Source organism: Streptomyces sp. NBC_01410, from assembly GCF_045040195.1.
Classification (GTDB): domain Bacteria; phylum Actinomycetota; class Actinomycetes; order Streptomycetales; family Streptomycetaceae; genus Streptomyces.
In genome coordinates, this window is the sequence record NZ_CP109530.1 from 1,070,273 (window position 1) to 1,091,088 (window position 20,816).

Here is a 20,816-nt window from a genome sequence, read left to right on the forward strand (position 1 = left end):
CTCGGCGGGTGTCTTGGAGGGGCCGCAGGTCCCCGGCCCGGGCCGGTCGGCCCATACCTGGGCGGCCGGCGACCGGGGACCGGCAGCCCCCTCCTCGGAAGGTGGCACAGGGGTCAGCACAGCCAGCCGTTGCGGCGTACGAACGGCAGTCGTGCCCAGATCCGGCCGAGCCCCCAGGTCTCGCCCGCGGACGTCAGAGCGAGGGCGACAAGGGCGGCCGCATAGATGACGTGGTACTCCACGACGGGGTTGGTGGACATGCTCGGCGAGCCGTCGGACAGGTGCTGGGCAGGCGGCCACTCCGCGAGCCACATCAGCGCCATCATCGCCGTGCCGGCGACTGCCGCCAGGCGCAGCGCGGTACCGGTCAGCAGGGCGGCACCGATGCCGAGCAGGCCGAGCATGAACAGCCAGTCCGCCCAGGCGGCACCTGCCCAGTCGTGGAACGTGGACTCCATGGGCCCGGCTGCGACGGAGCTCAGGAAGCCCTTGGTCGGCGAACCGCCGTCGATCCAGCCCTTGCCGGACGGGGTGGCATAGCCCCAGCCGAAGGTCTTGTCGAGGAACGCCCACAGGAAGACGAAGCCGGTCAGGAGGCGCAGGGCCGCGATGGCGTAGGCCGGCCGGGTTTGTGTACCAGCGGTCGTCGCGGACGCCGTCCTGGTCCTGCGCCACGAGGGAAAGTGGAAGACGGGGCGCTTGTGGGGGTGCTCGTGCACAGCCATGGTGGTGTTCCCTTCGGAGGATGCCGGGTCGGTGCCTGACATCACTTACTGTCGTGGCCCGGCGCCCCAGTCCGCCGGGGGCCGAAAGGCGGTACTGCAGGGGCTGAACGGCCCTGGTTCCGGGGCTCGTTGGGGTACGGAGGCGGATCATGAGGCCGGTCGGCCCTCGCGACTGCGCGGGGGCGGCGGGATGCTGAGGGGCCGCGACGAAAGGAGTCCCATGTCCCAGCGGACCGGTGCGGGCGGCCCGAGGTGGCGCCTGGTGCCCGGAGTGGCCGTACTGGTGGGATACGAGCGCTCCTGGCTGCGCGGCGACCTGCTGGCCGGGGTGACGGTGGCTGCGTATCTCGTGCCGCAGGTGTGGCGTACGCGGGCGTGGCCGGGCTGCCGCCGGTCGCCGGGCTGTGGGCGATCCTTCCCGCACTGGTGCTGTATGCCCTGCTGGGCTCCTCGCGGCTGCTTTCGGTCGGCCCCGAGTCGACGACCGCGCTGATGACCGCCACGGTGGTCGGGCCGCTCGCCGCCGGAGATCCGGGCAGGTATGCCGTGCTGGCGGCTACGCTTGCCGTCGCGGTCGGGCTGCTGTGCCTGGTGGCGTGGGCGGTACGGCTGGGTTTCGTCGCCGATCTGCTGTCGCGGCCGGTTTTGGTCGGCTATCTGGCCGGCGTGGCGCTCATCATGATGGTGGACCAGCTGCCCAAGCTCACCGGCGTACGAACCGAGGGGGCCGGATTCTTCCCCCAGCTCGCCTCCTTCGTACGGCATCTTCCTCAGATCCACGCGGCGACAACCGTCTTCGCCGCGGCCACGCTGATCTTCCTGTTCACGATGTCGCGGTACGCCCACGCCGTGCCCGCCCCGCTGCTGGCCCTGGTCCTCGGAACCGCCGTCGTGGCGACTTTCGGCCTCGAGGACCACGGCATCGCGGTGATCGGCGAGATCCCCGCGGGGCTCCCGCGGCCCGATGTACCGGACCTGGGCGAGCTGCCGCATCTGCTGCTGCCCGCACTCGGCGTGCTCCTCGTCGCCTACACCGATGTGATCCTCACGGCGCGGGCCTTCGCGTCACGCGACGGCGCCCATCGGTTGGACGCCAACCAGGAACTGCTGGCCCTGGGAGCGGCGAACCTCGGCGCCGGCGTCCTGCACGGCTTCCCGGTGAGCAGTAGCGCCAGCCGTACCGCGCTCGCCGATTCGGCGGGCGGCCGCAGCCAGGCGTACTCGCTCGTCGCGTGCGCGGCCGTGCTGGCGGTGCTGCTCTTCCTCAGCCCGCTTCTGGCGGACGCGCCCGCGGCCGTGCTCGGCGCCCTGGTCGTCTACGCCGCCGTCCGCATGATCGACCTGGCGGGGTTCCGGCGGCTGGCCTCCTTCCGCCGCCGGGAACTGCTGCTGGCGCTCGGCTGCCTGGCCGGCGTGCTGGCCCTGGACATCCTCTACGGCGTGCTGGTGGCGGTCGGGCTCTCGGTGGCCGAGCTGCTGGCGCGGGTGGCCCGGCCGCACGATGCCGTCGAGGGCCTGGTGCCCGGTGTGGCCGGGATGCACGACGTGGACGACTATCCACAGGCCCGCACCATCCCCGGGTTGCTCGTCTACCGCTACGACTCGCCGCTGTTCTTCGCCAACGCCGAGGACTTCAGACACCGCGCGCTGGCCTCGGTTGACGAGCAGGAAGGTCGCGTGTCGTGGTTCGTCCTCAACACGGAGGCCAATGTGGAGGTGGACATCACCGCGCTGGACGCGGTCGAATCGCTGCGCCACGAACTGACCGGTCGCGGCATCGTCTTCGCACTCGCCCGCGTGAAACAGGAGCTGCGCGACGATCTGAACGCGTACGGGCTGACCGAATCGGTCGGCCCCGACCGGATCTTCGCCACTCTGCCGACCGCCGTGGCGTCATACCGGCAGTGGAGCCGCGCCCAGGGAGACGACCAGACTCAGTGACCACCCGGCGAGACTCCTGATGGCATGGCTGCTCAGGCCGACCGGCCCTCGATGGCGGCGCGTCCCGCTTCGAGTCGGGCGACCGGGACTCGGAAGGGGGAGCAGGAGACGTAATCGAGTCCGGCGTCGTGGAAGAAGTGGATGGAGTCCGGGTCCCCGCCGTGCTCGCCACACACACCGATCTTGAGGCCCGGATGGGCTGTGCGGCCCTCCTCGACGGCTATACGGATGAGCCGGCCGACGCCGTCCCTGTCGAGCGTCTCGAAGGGCGAGGTGGCGAAGATCCCCTGGTCGAGGTAGGCGGGGAAGAACGAGGCTTCTACGTCGTCGCGGGACAGGCCCCAGGCGGTCTGGGTCAGGTCGTTGGTGCCGAAGGAAAAGAAGTCGGCGGCCTCCGCGATGCAGCCGGCGGTCAGCGCGGCGCGGGGCAGCTCGATCATCGTGCCGACGGGGCACCGCACGGCGATGCCGGATGCCTCCGACACCTCGGCGAGAACGCGCTCCGCGGCGGCGCGTACGATCCGCAGCTCCTCGGCCGTACCGACCAGCGGGACCATGATCTCGGCCCGTGGGTCGCCGCCGGCCCGCGTCCGCTCCACGACGGCCTCGGCGATCGCTCGTACTTGCATCTGCACCAGGCCCGGGACGACGAGCCCGAGACGCACGCCACGCAGCCCGAGCATGGGGTTGCTCTCGTGCATGCGCTCCACGGCCGCCAGCAATCGCCTGTCGCGGTCGGTCGGAGTAGTGGCGACACGCACAGCGAGTTCGGTGCGGTCGGGCAGGAACTCGTGCAGGGGCGGGTCGATGAGGCGGATCGTCACCGGCAGGCCGTCCATTGCGGCGAGGATTCCGGTGAAGTCGCTACGTTGGAGCGGCAGTAGGGCGTCCAGCGCCGCGCGCTGCCCGGCCTCGTCCTCCGCGAGGATCAACGCCTCGACGAGACTTCGGCGCTCGCCCAGGAACATGTGCTCGGTGCGGCAGAGCCCGATGCCTTGGGCCCCCAAGCGCCGGGCACGGACCGCGTCCTCGGGGGTGTCGGCGTTGGCTCGCACCTCCAGTCGCCGTACGGCGTCAGCCCGTTCGAGGGTTCGGGCCACAGCGCTTGTCAGCGCCCCGTCCTGCTCGCCGGTCTCCAGGAAGCGCGCAACCGGCGATTCGGTCAGCGGCAGGGCGCCGAGGTGGACCGTACCCGCGGTGCCTTCCACGGAGATCACCGTGCCTTCGGTCACCACGGTCCCGTCGGCCGCGGTGAACTGCCGTGCCCCGGTGTCCACCGCGAGTTCCTCGGCCCCGCACACGCAGACCTTGCCCATGCCCCGCGCGACGACGGCCGCGTGGCTGGTCTTGCCGCCCCGGCTGGTCAGTACGGCCTCCGCCGCGACCATTCCCGGCAGGTCGTCGGGCGTGGTCTCACGGCGTACGAGAACTGTCTTCTCACCGGCCGCGGCACGGCGTACCGCTTCGGCGGAGTCGAACACGGCCGCTCCGACCGCCGCGCCCGGCGAGGCCGGGACCCCGTGTGCCAGCGGTTGACCGGTCGCGTCCTCGTCGAAGCGGGGGAACATCAGCCGGGCGAGCTGGTGCCCGCCGACCCGGGCGAGCGCCTCGTCCTCGCTGATCAGGCGCTCGTCGACAAGTTCGTGCGCGATACGGAACGCGGCCTCGGCGGTGCGCTTGCCGACCCGGGTCTGGAGCATCCACAGCGTGCCGCGTTCGATGGTGAACTCGACGTCGCACAGGTCTCGGTAGTGGCGTTCCAGGGTCCGCAGGTGGTCGCCGAGCTGCAGATAGGAGGACGGATCCAGACGCTTGAGCTCCTGGAGGGGTACGGCGTTGCGGATGCCCGCGACGACGTCCTCCCCCTGCGCGTCGGTCAGGTAGTCACCGTAGACGCCGCGTGCCCCGGTAGCCGGGTCGCGGGTGAAGGCGACGCCCGTGCCGGAATCGGGACCGAGGTTGCCGAACACCATCACCTGGATGTTGACGGCGGTGCCCAGGTCGTCGGGAATGTGCTCCCGCCTGCGGTAGAGGCGGGCGCGCTCGCCGTTCCACGAACGGAAGACGGCACGGATCGCCTGGTACAGCTGCTCGACCGGGTCCTGTGGGAACTCCTCACCGGTCGCCTCACGGATCAGCGTCTTGAACTCGTCGGCCAGCAGAGCGAGATCATGCGCGTCGAGCCCGGTGTCGCTCGCCACGCCGCGGTCCGCCCTGTGCCGGGACAGGGCGTCCTCGAACAGCTCCGGGTCGACGCCCAGCACCGTGCGGCCGAACATCTGCAGCAGTCGGCGGTACGAGTCCCAGGCGAACCGCTCCTGTCCGGTGGCCTTGGCGAGTCCGCGTACGGATGCGTCGCTCAGGCCGATGTCGAGGATCGTCTCCATCATGCCGGGCATCGAGAACCTGCTGCCCGAACGCACGGACAACAGCAACGGGTTGTCGCTCTCGCCCAGCTGCCGGCCGACTCGCCGCTCCAGATCCGCGAGTGCCTGCGCGACCTGCACCCCGAGCTCCACCGGTTCCTCGCCGGCGGCCAGGTACTCACGACAGGCCTGCGTGGTGACGGTGAACCCAGGAGGCACGGGCAGCCCCAGCCGGGTCATCTCGGCCAGGTTGGCACCTTTGCCCCCGAGCAGGTCCGCCATCTCACGACTGCCCTCGCCGAATCCGTACACGTACTGCCTCATGGGTCTCGATCTCCTGCTGCGGTGGGTCAGACGTGCGGGACGACGGCCACGGGGCAGCCGACGTGGTGCAGCACCGCATGAGCGACGGGGCCGATGTGGATGCCAAGGTGCCCGGTGCGGATCCGGCGCCCGACGACGACCAGGCCCGCCCCGGTCGAGGCGCGCGTCAGCTCGGAGGCCGCCCGGCCTTCGGTGACGGTCCCGGTGACAGTGACCTCGGGGAACTTCTCCCGCCAGGGGTGCAGCGCCGCACTCACGGCGTGTTCGTGCTCTGCGAGCAGTTCCGGGCCGGGCGTCGGGACGAGTTGGTCGACGGCGGCATACGGGGGCGGGGCGCTGAAGGTGTGGATCACGCGCAGCGCGGCACCACGATGCTGCGCGGTGTCGAAGGCGAACTCGATCAGTTCGTCGCACGAGCTGCTGGTGTCGAGGCCGAGGACAATGTTCCGGTACGGGGTCTTGACCGAGTCCCGGTCCGGGGAGGCTCCCTCGGGGGCCGGGAACTGTTCGTCGGCCGCTTCCTCACCGGCGCGTACGAGGACCACAGGGCGCGCCGCCCGCGCGACGACCGCCTGGGACACCGAGCCGACAAGGAACCCCGCGACGCCGCTGAGCCCTCGGGAGCCGAGTACCAGCATTTCGGCCCGCTCGGCCGCCGTGAGCAGGGCCGTGACCGTCGATTCGGCCACCGACTCGTCGTCGATGTGCAGCGCGGGGTGTGAGGCACGCACGCTGTCGCTCGCCTGGCTGAGGGTCCGGTGCGCCCAGTAGCGCTGGGTCGTGCCGGCGGGCACGTAGATGGGGGGACGCGGCTGCCACTGCCAGGCGTGCACCAGCCGCAGCGACAGGCCGCGGCGCAGGGCCTCCCGGGCCGCCCAGTGCGCGGCTGCGAGGCTCTCGGGGGATCCGTCGATTCCGGCGACGACGTGTCGATGCATGATCCGCACCTCCTGTGCAGGGACTGCTTCGTGCCTTGCCATCGAGCCTGGCGTGTGCGCGGTCGGGTGCGCAGGGGCCACACAGACCCTTCCTGGGGCCCTTTGGCCCAACGCTCCCAGGCAGGTCCGCACGCAGGCTGGAGGCAAACGCAGCGGAGGGAGAGGAATCATGTCCGGCTCCACGCATTCCGCCCGTATCGCCATCATCGGGGTCGGCAACGAGTTCCGCCACGACGACGGGGTGGCCTGGGCGGTGATCGCCCGGCTGCGGGAGCGGGCTGCCGGTCGTCCCCTGCCCCCGGGAACGGTCCTGTCGGTGTGCGACGGAGAGCCGGGCCGACTGATCGGGCTGTGGGAGAACGCGGACCTGGCCGTGGTACTGGACGCCGCACACGCCCATCCCGGCCACCCGGGGCGGGTGCACCGGCTGGAGCTGGACGCCGCCGAGCTGGGGCAGCCGCACACGACGAGTTCGCACGGGCTGGGCCTCGGTGAGGCCGTCGAGCTGTCGCGGGCGCTGGGGCGACTGCCCGGCCATCTCGTGGTGTACGCCGTCGAAGGGGCGGACACGTCGCTCGGCACCGGCCTGTCGGAGCCGGTTGCTGCGAGGGTCGAAGCACTCGTCGAACGGGTGGAGGACGAGATCGTCCGCCGCCGGGACGCGGCCGCGCGCGGCCTCCGCGATACACACAGCGGTGGCCCACCATGAGCGGCGAGCGCACCGCCCAGCGCATCGAGGTCTTCGGCACGGTCCAGGGTGTGGGTTTCCGCCCGCACGTGCACCGCCTGGCGACCGGCCTGGAGCTGGACGGCTGGGTGCGCAACGCGAACGGCCATGTGGAACTCACCGTTGCCGGGCCGCCGTCCGCACTGCGCGACTTCGTCCACCGGATACGGAGCGATGCGCCCCCGCTGGCCGCTGTACGCCGGATACGGGTGACGGGCCTCGTCGGCAGACCCCCGGCGCCCGGAACGGGGTTCACCGTCCGCGGCAGTTCCGCCCACGCGCCGCACGCGCCCCGTGAGATCCCGCCGGACGCGGCCACTTGTGAGGCATGCCTGCGCGAGCTGTTCGACCCTGCCGACCGCCGCTATCGCTATCCGTTCATCAACTGCACCGACTGCGGCCCCCGTGCCACGGTCATCGACGATCTCCCGTACGACCGAGTGCGCACCGCCATGCGCGGCTTCCGCCTGTGCCCGCCCTGCGCGGCCCAGTACGCCGATCCCGCCGACCGCCGCTTCCACGCAGAACCCCTGGCGTGCCCCGACTGCCGACCCGTCCTCGCATGGAACGGCCTGGCCGGGGAGGACGCGCTGCGCGCCGCCGTGGCCGCCGTGGCCGCGGGAGGGATCATCGCGGTGAAGGGCATCGGCGGCTACCAACTGGTGTGCGACGCGGGCAACGCGGCCGCCGTCGCCGAGCTCCGCCGCCGCAAGCGGCGTCCCGCGAAGCCGTTCGCGGTGATGGTGCGGGACCTGGCCGCGGTCGAGCGCCTGGCGCGGACCAGTCGCTCGGAGCGGGCGGTGCTGACGTCTGCGTCGCGGCCTGTGGTGCTGCTCACCGCCCGTGCGGGGCAGTTGTGCCCCGATGTTCACCCCGGTACCGACAGGATCGGGTTGTTCCTGCCCACCACCGGACTGCATCATCTGCTGCTGCACGATCTGGACCGGCCGCTCATCGTCACCAGCGGCAACCGGGCGGAGGAGCCCACCGCCATCGACGACGCCGAGGCCCGCCGGAGCCTGGCATCGGTCGCCGACGGCTTCCTCACCCACGACCGGCCGATCCGCGCGCGCTACGACGATTCCGTGGCCACCGTCGCCGGCCGCGCCGTGCTCACCATCCGCCGTGCCCGCGGCCTCGCCCCGGCGCCGCTGCCGCTCCCCGTCCCGGCAGCGCTGCCTCTGGTCGCAGCCGGTGCACAGCTCAAGCACACCTTCACCCTCGCCGAGGGCCGGCACGCGCACCTCGGTCCGCACGGTGGCGATCTTGCCGACGCGGCGACCCTGGACGCCTTCGCGACCTCGTACACCGATCTGCGACGCCTCACCGGCATCACCCCGAGCGCCGTCGCCCATGACCTCCACCCGGGATACCTCTCCACCCAGTGGGCCCACTCCTGGCCCGTCGAGCATCGCATCGCCGTTCAGCATCACCACGCCCACGTGGCCGCCTGCGCCGCGGAACACGGCGTGCGCGGCCCCTTCATCGGCGTGGCTTACGACGGGCTCGGCCTCGGCGACGACGGCACATTGTGGGGCGGCGAGATCCTGGTCGCGGACCTGGCCGGCTACCGGCGCGTCGGCCAGTTCGCCACCGCACCCCTGCCGGGCGCCGAGGCGGCGGTGCGCCACCCGTCCCGGATGGCACTGGGCTACCTGTACGGCGCTGAGACGCTGGGCACGCCCCGCCCCGCGCCCTGGCTGACGAAGCCGTTCACCGAACGGCTCGATCCCCGCGAGGTGCGGTTGGTGCGGGCGATGACCGAACGCGGGATCAACTGTCCGCGCACCTCCAGCGCGGGCCGGCTGTTCGACGCGGCCGCCGGTCTGCTGGGGCTGGGAAACGAGGTGTCGTACGAAGGCCAGGCAGCCGTCGCACTGGAAGCCGCGGCCGGTGACATCCACACCGACGCGCTGCCGTGGCGGCTGGTACGGGCCGAGGGCTTGTGGGTCTACGATCCGGTCGCGACCCTGACCGCACTCCTCGAAGAGCTCGCGTCGGGCGTCCCCGTGCCCCGTATCGCCGCCGCCTTCCACACGACCATTGCCGAGGCGACCGCCGCACTCGTCGAGCGCACCGTTGCCGCCGGAGCCCCGCGGACCGTGTGCCTGTCCGGCGGCTGCTTCCAGAACCGGCGGCTGCTCACCACCGTACGAACACTGTTGCGCGCCCAAGGTCTGCGCGTACTGGTGGGCAGTGCGGTCCCGGTCAACGACGGCGGCATCAGCTACGGCCAGGCGGCGGTGGCCGCCGCCCGGCTCGCGAAAGCGAAGGGGTGAGCGCGATGTGCCTGGGCATTCCCGGCCGGGTCCTCGAGGTCCACGACTCCGGCGGACTGCGCATGGCGACAGTCGACTTCGGCGGAGTGCGGCGCGAGGTGTGCCTGGAGTACACCCCGGAGGCCGCCACCGGCACGTACGTCATCGTCCATGTCGGCTTCGCGATCACGACTGTCGACGAGGCGGAGGCCGAGCGGACGCTCGGGGTGCTGCGCGCGATGGCGGACGCCGTCACCGGCGAGCTGGGCGAGCCGCTGCCGCAGGCGCCCCGGGACCGACCGGACGCGCCCTGAGGGCCGGTCGGCCCCGCTCAATGGCCCGGCCGACCCCTGCGGCCTGCCGCACTCCCGCCCGAGTCTGGACGTGGATTCCCCACGAGGAAGGCACCGTCATGACGCAGATCCACAGCCCCGCGAGCAACGCCCAGCAGGTGCACGCGCTGCTGACGGACGGCACGACAGTGCGGATACGGCAGGCGGAGCCGGCTGATCACGACGCCGTCCTGGCCCTGTACGAGGGCATGTCGGCGGAGAATCTGCGGCGGCGCTTCTTCACGGTGAGCCACCTGTCCGCCGAACAGGCGGCCGACCGGCTCACCCGGCGCGACCGGTCCGGCTACCGCGCTCTGGTCGCGGAGAGCGGCGGGCGGCTCGTCGGACTGGCCGAGTACGACGCCATACCGGAATCGGCAACGGCCGAGATCGCACTCACCGTCGCGGACGACTGGCACCACCGGGGACTCGGCACCTTGCTGCTCGAGCATCTCGTCGACGCCGCCCGCAAGGCGGGCATCACCGCCTTCGCGGCCGACGCACTGTCCGAGAACCACGAGATGCTGAAAGTATTCGCCGACCTCGGCCTGCGCACGACCCGGCGCTTCGACGGTCCCGAGGTGCGGTGGACCGTCCAACTCGCCGTGGACGAGGACTACTTGTCGGCTGTCGACAACCGAGGCAGCACCGCCGACGTGGCCAGCCTGAAGCCACTGCTGCGGCCCCGCACGGTCGCCGTCGTCGGCGCGGGCCGCAAGGCGGGCTCGGTCGGCCGGGCCGTGCTGCGCAATCTGCGGACCGGTGGTTTCGCCGGCCGTTTGGACGCGGTCAATCCGCAGGCGGACGCGATCGAGTGGGTGAGCTGCCACCACTCCGTGGCCGAGCTGTCCTTCCCGCCCGATCTCGCCGTGCTCGCCGTCCCAGCAGCCGCCGTACCGCAGGCCGCCGAGGACTGCGGAAAGCTTGGCGCGAGGGCGCTGCTGGTGGTCTCCTCCGGCCTCGACGCCCACCAGGCGGCCGCGCTGCTCGCCACGTGCCGTGCGTACGGGATGCGGCTGGTCGGCCCCAACTGCCTCGGTCTGGCCAACACCGACCCGGATCTGCGGCTGAACGCCACCTTCGCCGCCGACCGCCCCCTGGCGGGCACGGCCGGAGTCGCCGTGCAGTCCGGAGGGGTGGGCATCGCACTGCTCGACGGGCTGTCCCGGCTCGGCATCGGGGTGTCCACCTTCGTCTCGCTGGGCGACAAGTACGACGTCAGCGGCAACGACATGCTGCAGTGGTGGGAGAGCGACGGGCAGACCGACCTTGCTGTGCTGCACCTTGAGTCTTTCGGCAATCCGCGCGCGTTCTCGCGAACAGCGCGGCGGGTGGCCCGCACGATGCCGGTCCTGACCGTGGACGCCGGGCGCTCCGAGGCCGGTCGCCGGGCCGCCGCCTCCCACACCGCGGCGGCAGCCACCCGGACCATGACCCGGCAGGCCCTGTTCACCCAAGCCGGAGTCATCGCGACCCGCACGATCGGCGAACTCCTCGACAGTGCGGCCCTGTTGCACTCCCAGCCACTGCCGTCCGGCTCCTCGGTCGCCATCGTCACCAACGCGGGCGGGGCAGGCGTACTGGCCGCCGACGCATGCGCAGAGGCCGGGCTGAGGATTCCCGAGCTCGGCAGCGAACTGGTCGCGGAGCTGCTGGCCGGGCTGCCAGTGGGGGCCTCAGCCACCAATCCCGTCGACGCCACCGCCGCCGTCACCGAGACGCAACTGCAGGAGTGCGTCGACCGGCTCGCGGCGCACGGAGCCGTCGACGCCGTACTGGTGGTGCTGGTCCCCACCGCGGTCGCCGCGGCGACCGGCGACGATCTCGTCCGGGCCCTGTCCCCCGGCCCGGACCGCCGTCGCTCCCGAACGGTCGCCGCGGTCCTGCCCGCCCAGGCGGCGCGGGTGGAGCTGCTGCCGACCGCGGGCGGCGGTTTCGTACCCGCCTACTCCGACGCGGCGGACGCGGCCCGCGCCCTGGCACACGCCGTGACGTACGCACGCTGGCGCGCCCGCCCGGAGGGCACGGTCCCCGAGCTCGCGGACGTGGACAGCGCCGCGGCGAAAGCAATGGCCGACGCCTTCCTCGCCGAACACCCGGACGGGGACTGGCTCGACCCCCGCGCGACGGCCGAACTCCTTGGCCACTACGGCATTCCGCAGATCCGCTGGGAGTGGGCCGAGGACGAAGAGGCCGCCGTCGCCGCTGCGGCACGGCTGGCGGGACCTGATGGGCGGGTCGTGATGAAGGCTCACTGGCCGGGCCTGGTCCACAAGAGCGAACAGCGCGCTGTCCACCTCGATCTTCAGAATGCCTCGCAGGTGCGGGCTGCACACCGCGATCTGGTCACCCGCTTCGGAGACCTGATGACCGGAGTGGTCGTCCAGCCGCTCGCCGAACGCGGCATCGAGCTGTTCACGGGTGTGGTCCAGGACGAAGTCTTCGGCCCGCTGGTCCTGTTCGGCCTGGGCGGTACGGCGACCGAGCTCCTGGCCGATCACGCGGCCCGGCTCGCCCCGCTGACCGACCACGACGTCCACGACCTCATTACCTCGCCGCGCTGCGCGCCGCTGCTCTTCGGCTTCCGCGGCGGCGGCGCCGTCGACCTCGAAGGACTGGAGCAGCTGCTGCTGCGGCTGTCCCGGATGGCCTGTGACCTTCCGCAGCTCGCCGAGGCCGATCTCAATCCCGTGATCGCACGCCCGGGCGGCATCACGGCCCTGGACGTCCGCGTCCGCCTGGTGCCGCGGCAGGCCCGCGACCCGTATCTGCGCCGGCTGCGCTGAGAGGAGCTATGGACATGAAGCACATGAAGATCGGTGGGGTGATGGTCGATGACGTCGTCAAGGTCACGTACGACACTCCGTTCAAGGAAGTGGCCCGGCTGCTCGGCGAGCACCGCATCAGCGGACTGCCTGTGGTCGACGAGGACGAAAAGGTCATCGGGGTGATCTCGGAGACCGACCTGATGGCCCGGCAGGCCGAGGAACCGGCACTGGACGAGCAGGGACGGCCGCACTGGCTCAGCTGGCTGCACATCTCCAAGGGGCATGATGCGGACAAGGCCCATGCGCGTACTGCGGGAACCTTGATGTCCGCGCCTGCCATCACCGTGCGGGCCGAGTCGACCATCGCGGACGCCGCCAGGACCATGGCGCAGCGCCGGATCGAGCGGCTGCCCGTGGTCGATGAGGAGGACCGGCTGGTTGGCATCGTCACCCGCTGGGATCTGCTCCAGGTCTTCCTGCGGCCGGACGAAGAGATCCGCCGCGCGGTGGTGGACGAAGTGATCGTCAACGCCCTCTGGCTCGACCCGGAGACCGTGACGGTTGACGTGAGCGAAGGCGTCGTCACGCTCAGCGGCCAGTTGGAGCGGTGCAGCGACGTACCGATTGCGCTGCGGATGGTCAGTCAGGTGGACGGAGTCGTGGCCGTCGTCGACATGTTGACGTACCGCCTGGACGACTCGCATCTGCGGCCCGACGATCCGGCCGTCTATGGCGTCGGCGAGGAGTGGCTGCGCAGGCACTGAGGAGGTGTCCGGAATGAACGCGAGAATACTTGTCGCGTACGCCACGAAGAACGGATCGACCGCCGAGATCGCCGGCGTCATCGCCGACGCCCTGAAGGAGGAGGGGATGCGCTCCGAGGCGCGCCCCGCGGCGGAGGTCCGCGATGTCTCGGGGTACGACGCGGTGGTGCTCGGCGGCGCCCTGTACGCGGGCCGCTGGCACCACGACGCCGTACGCTTCGCCCGCCGCCACGAGCACGCCCTGGCCGAGCGCCCGGTGTGGCTGTTCAGCAGCGGTCCTCTGGACGCCTCGGCGGGCGAACGCGACATCCCTGCGGTGCGGAGCGCTGCCCGCGCGGCGACCCTGCTCGACGCACGGGAGCACGTCACCTTCGGCGGCCGACTCGAGGAGGGAGCCCGGGGCTTCGTCGCCCGGATGATCGTCAAGCAGGGGCGAGGCGGTGACTTCCGCGACATGGAGCGGATACGAGCCTGGGCCCGCGGCATTGCCAAGGAAATCGGCGAAGGGGCGGGGCCGGCGCCGCCGACGTGAGACGCCCCGGATTACGCCCCCCGCTCGCCGTCCGCGTCCTCCTTGCGGACGCCGCCAACCATCCCCGCTCGGCTCGGAGTTGTTCCCCGCGCGACTCCCGGCGCTTCCGGGACAGCCAGCATGTCCGCACAAGCCGAAGGAGATCACACCATGACCGATGTCCACCCGCCGTTCCGCCTCGGCCTGGGCGGCGGGGAACCGGAGCCGCAACCGTGATCACCGCACTCGTCGCCGTCTTCCTGATTGCCCACGGCCTTGTCCATCTCGCGGTATGGGCCGGACCGGCCGGACCCGAGCGCCCCATGTCATTCTCGCCGACGCACTCTTGGGTCCTTGCGGAATCCGGTATGCCGCGGTCGGCGGTCAACGTCTCGGCCGTGTCCCTCGCCGCCGTCACCGCGCTGCTGTACGTCATCGCCGGCGCGGCGGTGGCCGCGCACAGCGGCGGCTGGCCGGATGCCGCCGTCGCCGCGGCCGTGTCCGGCCTGGTCCTCAAGGCGGTTTGGTTCAACCCCTGGCTCCTGGTGGGTGTGCTGCTGGACGCGGGGGTCCTCGCCGCCGTCTTCGGCCAGTGGCCGGCCTCTCTGTACTGAGAGCCCGCGCCGTCCAAGGCAGCGCGCACTCATCCGGTGACAAGGGAATGTGGCACCGGCTTCGGCGCGGCCCACGGATGGGGGTGGGATGCATCAGTCCAGTGCCGCGCCCCAGGCCTTGGCCCGGTCGAGTTCCCCTTCCCGCAGCGGGCCTTCGGTGTCCTCGATGATGAAGCCTTCAGGCTCGGCGGTCAGTTGGTAGCCGTGACTGCGCAGCTTGCGCGCTATGGCGTGTGCGGCGCCGCCGGCCAGACGGAAGTCCGCACGGGTGTCGAAGGCTGCGGCGCGGGCACCGTTGCGGGTCTTGGACAGCCCGTGGAACCAATCCCGAACCCCCGGGCCCTCCGCGCCCTCCTCGGGCTCGTGCCGGGATTTCTCCTGGTCACCCTCGCTCTCCTTCTGCTCGGCCTGCAGCCCCATCTTCCGGGTGAGACCGGACGTCATGCCCCGCATATGGGTCGGGCCTCCCACGACGAGCAGGTCGGCCGCCCCGACTCGCTCCGGATTCGCCTCCTCCACTTTCAAACAGTCGATCTCGGCGTCCGGCCGGGACTCCCGCACACCATCCGCGATCGCCTCGGCGACCTGGCGCGTATTGCCGAACAGACTCTCGTACACGATCGCGACACGCATCACGTCTCATCTCCTCCAGAACTTCCGGCGTCCGCGGATGCGGACCGTGCCGTCTCTCCCTCTGCCGCCCGGCAGGCAGTGCGAGCCAGGCCGTGTCGATGGTCGCGGCGGCGTTCATGAGGCCAGAGCCGGTACTTCCCATGTGAGATCGGGTAGGGCTCCGGGCGCGAGGGCCAAATGGCCCGTGACGTGGGTCACCCGGGCCACCTCTCTTCATGGCCGGTCGGCGCAGGGTCCTGGGACTCGCTCAGAGAGCCTCACTCATGAGAGACGATCGCCACGGGGCATCCGGCATGGTGCATCACCGCGTGGACGACCCGACCGATGTGCGGGCCCATCGAGCCCGGGCGCACCTTGCGGCCCACGGCCAGCAGGCCCGCTCCATGGGCGGCCTCAAGCAGGTGTTGCACAGGCCGGCCCTCCGCCACCAGCTCATGGACCTCCACCGCCGGGAACTTCTCCCGCCACGGACCGAGTGCCGATACGAGGGCCCTCGACGCCTCCGCTCCGGACTCCGCCCGTGCTGTGGCGTCCATGGGGCCCGGCGCGTAGCCCGAGGCGTGCGGAAAGTGCCAGGCGTGGACGGCCTGCAGGGGCGCGTGGCGCCGGACCGCCTCGTCGAAGGCGAACTCGACGAGCTCACCGCAGAGATGCGACGGGTCGATGCCCAGGACCACAGGGCTGTGTGGCGTGAGTGTGGAGTGCCCTCCGTCGGGGCTGGGAACGTCGTCGCCCCCGGCGGCCGTGCCGTTTCGTACGAGGACCACCGGCCGCCGCGCGTGAGCCACGACCGCCTGGGCGACCGAGCCGACCAGGAAGCCGCCGACACCGCTGAGGCCACGACTGCCGAGCACCAGCATCTCGGCGGCCTCCGCCTCGGCGAGCAGACCGACGGGCGCGGGCCGCGCGATCACGTCCGCGCTGATGTCGAGGTGGGGGTGGCACTCGATCAGCTGGTCCATCGCTTGGCGCAGAGTTCGGCGCGCCCTGTCCCTCGGAACTTGAAGCTCCGGCAGGGTCGCGTCGTCACCCGCCATCCCTTCCCAGGCGTGCACAAGACGAAGGGGCCGCCCGCGCAGCAGGGCTTCCCTCGCCGCCCAATGCGCGGCGGCCAGGCTCTCGGGGGATCCGTCGATTCCCACGACGACCGGTCGAAGCATGATCCGGGCCTCCTGTCCCGCTCGGCTGTGGACCTCTCTCCCTTCCATCACATAGCGGCGCGGAGTGCGACACAGAGGTGCCGAGCTTCCCTTTTGAGGGCCGAACGACCCAGGCCAAGGGCCGGGCGGCCCGTAGTCGCGGTGCGGCGCCTGCCGGACGCTGAGGGTGTCAGCCTCATAGGTACGTCCAGGGGGACGACATGGATGCCAATCCGGCAGTCGCCGTACTCGACAGGACCGGACTCGACGCGCTCATCAGGCTGCTCGTCACGCAGGGGCGCACTGTCGTCGGACCCACGGTCCGGGACGGAGCGGTCGTCCTCGCCGAGCTGGCCTCCGCCGACGAACTGCCCTTCGGGTGGGGCGTCGAGCTGGAGGCCGGTCACTACCGGCTGCGCCCGCGCGAGGACGGGGCGGCCTTCGCGCACAGCGCGGGGCCCCAGTCGTGGAAGACGTTCCTGCACCCGCAGCGGGAGAAGCTGTGGAGCGCGGACCGTGGACCCGACGGTGAGCTGACGGTACAGGCCGAGGAAGTGTCTCCCGCCTCGTATGCATTTCTGGGCGTACGGCCCTGCGATCTGCGAGCCATCGCGATCCAGGACCGGGTACTGGCCGGCGGCCGGTTCCGCGACGACGGGTACGCGGGGCGGCGGACAGGCGCTCTGCTGATCGCCGCCGAGTGCACCGAGCCCGGGGCCACTTGCTTCTGCGTCTCCATGGGCTCCGGGCCCGCAGCCGATGCGGGCTTCGATCTGGCGCTCACCGAGATCGTGGACGGTGCCGGGCATCGTTTCCTTGTACGCACCGGGAGTGAGAAAGGCGCGGCACTGCTGGCGGACATTCCGCACCAGCCCGCCGACCCGGAGACCGAGACCGCCGCACGCGCCGCCGTCGCCGGAGCCGCAGACCGGATGGGCCGGTCCGTGCCGCCGGTCGACCTGCGGGCGCTGATGGGCGCGAGCCTGGACGCCGAGCGCTGGGACGAGGTCGCACAGCGCTGCCTGACCTGCGGAAACTGCACCATGGTGTGCCCCACGTGTTTCTGCACCACCACCGAGGACGTCACCGATCTGACCGGCGACCACGCCGAGCGGTGGCAGCGCTGGGATTCCTGCTTCGACCTCGACTTCTCCTATCTGCACGGCGGGCCGGTCCGTTCCGCCACGCGCAGTCGCTACCGCCAGTGGCTCACGCACAAAGTCGGCACCTGGCACGACCAGTTCGGCAGTTCCGGCTGCGTGGGCTGCGGCCGCTGCATCGTCTGGTGCCCCGTCGGCATAGACCTCACCGAAGAGATCACGGCGCTCAACGAGGAACTCCAGGAAGAGGCAGGCCGATGAACGCGACCACGATCATGCGGGCGCTGCCCGCCGAGCACCGCAACCAGCTGCTGCGCATCGCGCGCGAGGTCAACTTCCCGCAGGGGACCCGTATCTTCGAGGAAGGACGGCGGGCGGACCGTTTCTGGATCATCCGCTCCGGCACGGTCACCCTCGACATGCATGTGCCGGGCCGCCGGGCGGCCATCATCGAGAATCTGGGCATCAACGAGCTCGTCGGCTGGTCCTGGCTGTTCCCGCCGCACACCTGGCAGCTGGGCGCAGAAGCGATGAGCCCGGTGCGCGCCTACGAGTTCGACGCCACTGCGGTGCGCCTGCTGTGCCAGACAGACACCGAGCTGAGGGCAGCGGTCGCCGAGTGGGTGGGCCAGGTGATCGCCCACAGGCTGCAAGCGGCCAGGACCCGGCTGCTCGACCTGTACGCCCCGTACGGCAGCGGCAGTCCGCGATGACCGCGCCCCCGGTGCCGTACCGCGTGGTGCGCCGCCATACCGAGACCGCCGACACGATCACGCTCAGGCTGTCCCCGGCCGGCCCCGACGCGCTGCCCGCCTTCGCACCCGGTCAGTTCGCCATGATGTACGCCTTCGGGATCGGCGAGATCCCGGTTTCGGTGTCCGGCATCCACGGCCCGTCCCTCGAACACACCGTGCGTGCCGTCGGTGCGACCTCTGGGGCATTGCACGCACTGCTGCCTGGGGACCGGGTGGGGCTGCGCGGCCCCTTCGGCACCGGCTGGGAGCTGGAGCGGGCGGCCGGGCAGGACGTCCTGGTCGTCGCGGGCGGCATCGGGCTGGCTCCGCTGCGCCCGGTGATGGTCGCCGCGCTGGCCGACCCGGGCTCGTACGGGCGGCTGAACCTGCTGCTCGGCGCCCGCAGCCCGGACGACGTCGTCTTCCGTGAGCAGCTGCGGCACTGGGCGCACCGCGGCGGCCTGCACATGGCCGTGACCGTCGACCGGGCGGGCCGGGACTGGCGCGGCGGAGTCGGGGTCGTCACCACGCTGCTGAACGGCGCCCGCTTCCAACCTGAGAGGACAACAGCATTCGTGTGCGGGCCCGAGGTGATGATCCGTGCAACCGCCCGCGAGCTGATGCACCGCGGGCTGCCCGCCGAGCGCATCAGGGTCTCGCTGGAGCGGAACATGCGCTGCGCGACCGGGCACTGCGGACACTGCCAGCTGGGACCCGTCCTGCTGTGCCGCGACGGGCCGGTCCTGGGCTACGACCGTGCGGAACCCCTGCTCACGGTAAGGGAGTTGTGAAATGGACACTCCGACGCTCGCCGCTCCTACCCTGGCGATCTGGAAACTGGCCTCCTGCGACGGCTGTCAGCTCACCCTGCTGGACTGCGAGGACGAACTCCTCTCGCTGGCCGGCCAGGTGGAGATCGCCCACTTCCTGGAGGCATCCAGCGCGGTGCGGCCGGGCCCATACGACCTCTCCCTCGTCGAGGGCTCGGTGACGACGGCCGCAGACGCCGAACGTGTCCGCGCCATCCGCGCCGAGTCGCGCCGGCTGGTGACAATCGGAGCCTGCGCCACGGCCGGCGGCATTCAGGCCCTGCGCAATTTCGCGGACGTCGAGGAGTTCCGGCGCACCGTCTACGCCCGGCCCGACTACATCGACACCCTGGCCACCTCCACCCCCGTCTCGGCCCATGTGAACGTCGACTTCGAGCTGCGCGGCTGCCCCATCGACCGAGGTCAGCTGCTCGAAGTCATCACCGCCTACCTCTCGGGCCGCAAACCCGACATCCCCAACCACAGCGTGTGCTTCGCCTGCAAGCGGCGCGGCACGGTCTGCGTCACCGTCGCCCACGGCACGCCCTGCCTGGGACCGGTCACCCACGCGGGCTGCGGTGCGATCTGTCCGGCGTACGGGCGCGGCTGCTACGGCTGCTTCGGCCCCTCCGGATCGGTGAACCTGCCCGCCCTGATCCCACTGCTGCACCGCGACGGCATGGATGATCGCGATGTGGAGCGGCTGCTGCGCACCTTCAATGCCGCCGCCTTCGACCGGGAAGCGAAGGAGGCCACGCCGTGACGCACCGTGGATCGAGGGTCCTGCACGTCGGCTCGCTCTCCCGCGTCGAGGGCGAGGGGGCCCTCCACGTACGCATGCAGGAGGGGCGGGTCACCGAGACGCGACTGCAGATCTACGAGCCGCCCCGCTTCTTCGAGGCGTTCCTGCGCGGCCGTGCGTACACCGAGCCGCCCGACATCACCGCCCGGGTGTGCGGGATCTGCCCGGTCGCTTACCAGATGAGCGCATGCCGGGCGATCGAGGACGCCTGCGGGGCCGCGGTCGACGGACAGTTGGCCGAGCTGCGACGGCTGCTGTACTGCGGCGAGTGGATCGAGAGCCAGGTCCTGCACATCTATCTGCTGCACGCCCCGGACTTCCTCGGCTGCGACGGCGCCATCGACCTGGCCCGTACCCACCGCGCCCACGTCGAGCGCGGACTGCGCCTGAAGCAGACCGGCAACGCCATCCTCGAACTCCTCGGCGGGCGCGCGATCCATCCGGTCAACGTGCGCCTCGGCGGCTTCCACCGGGTGCCTACGAGAACCGAACTGCGGCCGCTCGCCGAGCGGTTGCGTCGCGCCATGGACGACGCCTGGGACACCGTCCGCTGGGTGGCCGGCTTCGACTTCCCGGACGCCGGCTCCGACAACGTGCTCCTCGCCCTCACCGAGTCCGGCCGCTATGCCATCGACGCGGGCGTCCCGGCGGTGATGCCCGCCCCGAGCACGCACGGGCTCCCCGCGGACACCATGCGGCGACTGCCGGTTCGTACCTTCCTCGTCCCGGCCTTCCCGGACGAGGTCGTCGAACACCAGGTGCCCCACTCGACTGCCCTGCAAGCCACTCTGCGCGGAGAGCGCCATCTCACCGGCTCGCTCGCCCGCTACGCCATCAACGGCCGACTCCTCTCCCCCGTCGCCGTCGAAGCGGCCAGGGCTGCCGGACTCGGCGACCCGCTCGCCGGGACGGTGTGCCGCAACCCCTTCCGCAGCATCCTCGTACGAGCCGTGGAGGCGCTGTACGCCGTCGAGGAGGCGCTGCGGATCATCGAGGCGTACGAGCCCCCGCCCCGTCCGCACATCGAGGTGACGCCTCGTGCGGGCACCGGTCATGGTGCCACCGAGGCGCCCCGTGGCCTGCTCTACCACCACTATGTCCTGGACGCCGAAGGCACTGTCACCGACGCCAGGCTCGTCCCGCCCACCGCCCAGAACCAGGCAGCGATCGAGGAGGACCTGCGCCGCCTGGTCCAGGACGAGTCCGACCGGGGTGGGGGGACCGACGCCGATCTCACCGCACTGTGCGAGCGGGCCATCCGCAACCACGACCCTTGCATCTCCTGCTCGACCCACTTCCTCGACCTGACCATCCATCGCAGCTGACCGACC

The 20,816-nt window shown here is 71.4% G+C and carries 17 protein-coding genes and 1 pseudogene; 13 read left to right on the plus strand and 5 right to left on the minus strand.

From position 1 onward, the window contains the following. Nucleotides 1-113: 113 nt before the first annotated feature. On the minus strand, nucleotides 114-725 hold the full coding sequence (locus OG741_RS05005; protein WP_405595520.1) for a hypothetical protein: 612 nt from the start codon (nucleotides 723-725) through the stop codon (nucleotides 114-116). A 220-nt stretch (nucleotides 726-945) separates the two neighbouring features. Between OG741_RS05005 and OG741_RS05010 the strand changes: the two are divergent. Continuing rightward, nucleotides 946-2,666 (plus strand): annotated as a pseudogene (locus tag OG741_RS05010) (SulP family inorganic anion transporter). A gap of 32 nt (nucleotides 2,667-2,698) precedes the next feature. On the opposite strand, the gene ppdK reads toward OG741_RS05010, so the two are convergent. Both ppdK and OG741_RS05020 read right to left on the minus strand, forming a co-directional pair. Continuing rightward, a complete protein-coding gene (gene ppdK, locus OG741_RS05015) occupies nucleotides 2,699-5,356 on the minus strand; it encodes a pyruvate, phosphate dikinase (protein WP_405595522.1) in 2,658 nt (885 codons plus the stop codon). Between the two features lie 26 nt (nucleotides 5,357-5,382). Continuing rightward, nucleotides 5,383-6,294 (minus strand): universal stress protein, encoded by a 912-nt coding sequence (locus tag OG741_RS05020; protein ID WP_405595525.1) that lies wholly within the window; start codon nucleotides 6,292-6,294, stop codon nucleotides 5,383-5,385. Between the two features lie 169 nt (nucleotides 6,295-6,463). On the opposite strand from OG741_RS05020, the gene OG741_RS05025 reads away from it, so the two are divergent. The 7 genes from OG741_RS05025 to OG741_RS05055 all read left to right on the plus strand — a co-directional run bounded on the left by OG741_RS05025 (nucleotide 6,464) and on the right by OG741_RS05055 (nucleotide 14,268). Continuing rightward, nucleotides 6,464-7,003, plus strand: a complete 540-nt coding sequence (locus OG741_RS05025) for a hydrogenase maturation protease (protein WP_405595527.1) — start codon at nucleotides 6,464-6,466, stop codon at nucleotides 7,001-7,003. Further along, nucleotides 7,000-9,300: a carbamoyltransferase HypF gene (hypF, locus tag OG741_RS05030; protein WP_405595529.1), complete on the plus strand. Its 2,301-nt coding sequence runs from the start codon at nucleotides 7,000-7,002 to the stop codon at nucleotides 9,298-9,300. Before OG741_RS05025 ends, hypF begins: the two co-directional genes overlap by 4 nt. A 5-nt stretch (nucleotides 9,301-9,305) precedes the next feature. After that, complete coding sequence (locus tag OG741_RS05035) at nucleotides 9,306-9,593, plus strand: HypC/HybG/HupF family hydrogenase formation chaperone (RefSeq protein WP_405605403.1); 288 nt, start codon at nucleotides 9,306-9,308, stop codon at nucleotides 9,591-9,593. 98 nt (nucleotides 9,594-9,691) lie between these two features. Further along, nucleotides 9,692-12,397 (plus strand): GNAT family N-acetyltransferase, encoded by a 2,706-nt coding sequence (locus OG741_RS05040; protein WP_405595532.1) that lies wholly within the window; start codon nucleotides 9,692-9,694, stop codon nucleotides 12,395-12,397. A gap of 14 nt (nucleotides 12,398-12,411) precedes the next feature. Continuing rightward, complete coding sequence (locus OG741_RS05045) at nucleotides 12,412-13,143, plus strand: CBS domain-containing protein (RefSeq protein ID WP_405595535.1); 732 nt, start codon at nucleotides 12,412-12,414, stop codon at nucleotides 13,141-13,143. A gap of 13 nt (nucleotides 13,144-13,156) precedes the next feature. Beyond that, entirely contained in the window at nucleotides 13,157-13,675 is a 519-nt protein-coding gene (locus OG741_RS05050) for a flavodoxin domain-containing protein (RefSeq protein ID WP_405595537.1), read from the plus strand. Between the two features lie 212 nt (nucleotides 13,676-13,887). Further along, entirely contained in the window at nucleotides 13,888-14,268 is a 381-nt protein-coding gene (locus OG741_RS05055; RefSeq protein ID WP_405595540.1) for a hypothetical protein, read from the plus strand. A gap of 93 nt (nucleotides 14,269-14,361) precedes the next feature. Here OG741_RS05055 and OG741_RS05060 read toward each other — a convergent pair whose 3' ends face one another. Next, on the minus strand, nucleotides 14,362-14,901 hold the full coding sequence (locus OG741_RS05060; RefSeq protein WP_405595542.1) for a flavodoxin family protein: 540 nt from the start codon (nucleotides 14,899-14,901) through the stop codon (nucleotides 14,362-14,364). Nucleotides 14,902-15,158: 257 nt separating this feature from the next. Next, on the minus strand, nucleotides 15,159-16,061 hold the full coding sequence (locus tag OG741_RS05065; RefSeq protein WP_405595544.1) for a universal stress protein: 903 nt from the start codon (nucleotides 16,059-16,061) through the stop codon (nucleotides 15,159-15,161). Nucleotides 16,062-16,261: 200 nt separating this feature from the next. On the opposite strand from OG741_RS05065, the gene OG741_RS05070 reads away from it, so the two are divergent. Genes OG741_RS05070 through OG741_RS05090 form a run of 5 tightly spaced genes read left to right on the plus strand, consistent with a single transcriptional unit; the run spans nucleotide 16,262 to nucleotide 20,810 of the window. Next, nucleotides 16,262-17,401 carry a 4Fe-4S dicluster domain-containing protein gene (locus tag OG741_RS05070; RefSeq protein ID WP_405595547.1) on the plus strand — a complete coding sequence of 380 codons (1,140 nt, stop codon included), beginning with the start codon at nucleotides 16,262-16,264 and terminating at the stop codon, nucleotides 17,399-17,401. Next, the gene (locus OG741_RS05075; protein ID WP_405595550.1) at nucleotides 17,398-17,853 is read left to right on the plus strand and encodes a Crp/Fnr family transcriptional regulator; all 456 of its coding nucleotides are present in this window, start codon (nucleotides 17,398-17,400) and stop codon (nucleotides 17,851-17,853) included. The genes OG741_RS05070 and OG741_RS05075 overlap by 4 nt, the downstream gene beginning before the upstream one ends. Beyond that, nucleotides 17,850-18,665 carry an FAD/NAD(P)-binding protein gene (locus OG741_RS05080; RefSeq protein WP_405595552.1) on the plus strand — a complete coding sequence of 272 codons (816 nt, stop codon included), beginning with the start codon at nucleotides 17,850-17,852 and terminating at the stop codon, nucleotides 18,663-18,665. Before OG741_RS05075 ends, OG741_RS05080 begins: the two co-directional genes overlap by 4 nt. A 1-nt stretch (nucleotide 18,666) precedes the next feature. Continuing rightward, nucleotides 18,667-19,446: an oxidoreductase gene (locus tag OG741_RS05085; RefSeq protein WP_405595553.1), complete on the plus strand. Its 780-nt coding sequence runs from the start codon at nucleotides 18,667-18,669 to the stop codon at nucleotides 19,444-19,446. After that, a complete protein-coding gene (locus tag OG741_RS05090; protein WP_405595556.1) occupies nucleotides 19,443-20,810 on the plus strand; it encodes a Ni/Fe hydrogenase subunit alpha in 1,368 nt (455 codons plus the stop codon). The genes OG741_RS05085 and OG741_RS05090 overlap by 4 nt, the downstream gene beginning before the upstream one ends. The last annotated feature ends 6 nt before the right edge of the window (nucleotides 20,811-20,816 follow it).

Bases quoted from the DNA above. Each gene is read 5' to 3' on its own strand.
- OG741_RS05005 (WP_405595520.1), bottom strand. From the start codon at position 725: ATGGCTGTGCACGAGCACCCCCACAAGCGCCCCGTCTTCCACTTTCCC.
- OG741_RS05065 (WP_405595544.1), bottom strand. From the start codon at position 16,061: ATGCTTCGACCGGTCGTCGTGGGAATCGACGGATCCCCCGAGAGCCTG.
- OG741_RS05040 (WP_405595532.1), top strand. From the start codon at position 9,692: ATGACGCAGATCCACAGCCCCGCGAGCAACGCCCAGCAGGTGCACGCG.
- OG741_RS05025 (WP_405595527.1), top strand. From the start codon at position 6,464: ATGTCCGGCTCCACGCATTCCGCCCGTATCGCCATCATCGGGGTCGGC.
- OG741_RS05045 (WP_405595535.1), top strand. From the start codon at position 12,412: ATGAAGCACATGAAGATCGGTGGGGTGATGGTCGATGACGTCGTCAAG.
- OG741_RS05050 (WP_405595537.1), top strand. From the start codon at position 13,157: ATGAACGCGAGAATACTTGTCGCGTACGCCACGAAGAACGGATCGACC.
- ppdK (WP_405595522.1), bottom strand. From the start codon at position 5,356: ATGAGGCAGTACGTGTACGGATTCGGCGAGGGCAGTCGTGAGATGGCG.
- OG741_RS05080 (WP_405595552.1), top strand. From the start codon at position 17,850: ATGACCGCGCCCCCGGTGCCGTACCGCGTGGTGCGCCGCCATACCGAG.
- OG741_RS05085 (WP_405595553.1), top strand. From the start codon at position 18,667: ATGGACACTCCGACGCTCGCCGCTCCTACCCTGGCGATCTGGAAACTG.
- OG741_RS05020 (WP_405595525.1), bottom strand. From the start codon at position 6,294: ATGCATCGACACGTCGTCGCCGGAATCGACGGATCCCCCGAGAGCCTC.
- hypF (WP_405595529.1), top strand. From the start codon at position 7,000: ATGAGCGGCGAGCGCACCGCCCAGCGCATCGAGGTCTTCGGCACGGTC.
- OG741_RS05035 (WP_405605403.1), top strand. From the start codon at position 9,306: ATGTGCCTGGGCATTCCCGGCCGGGTCCTCGAGGTCCACGACTCCGGC.
- OG741_RS05060 (WP_405595542.1), bottom strand. From the start codon at position 14,901: ATGCGTGTCGCGATCGTGTACGAGAGTCTGTTCGGCAATACGCGCCAG.
- OG741_RS05075 (WP_405595550.1), top strand. From the start codon at position 17,398: ATGAACGCGACCACGATCATGCGGGCGCTGCCCGCCGAGCACCGCAAC.
- OG741_RS05070 (WP_405595547.1), top strand. From the start codon at position 16,262: ATGGATGCCAATCCGGCAGTCGCCGTACTCGACAGGACCGGACTCGAC.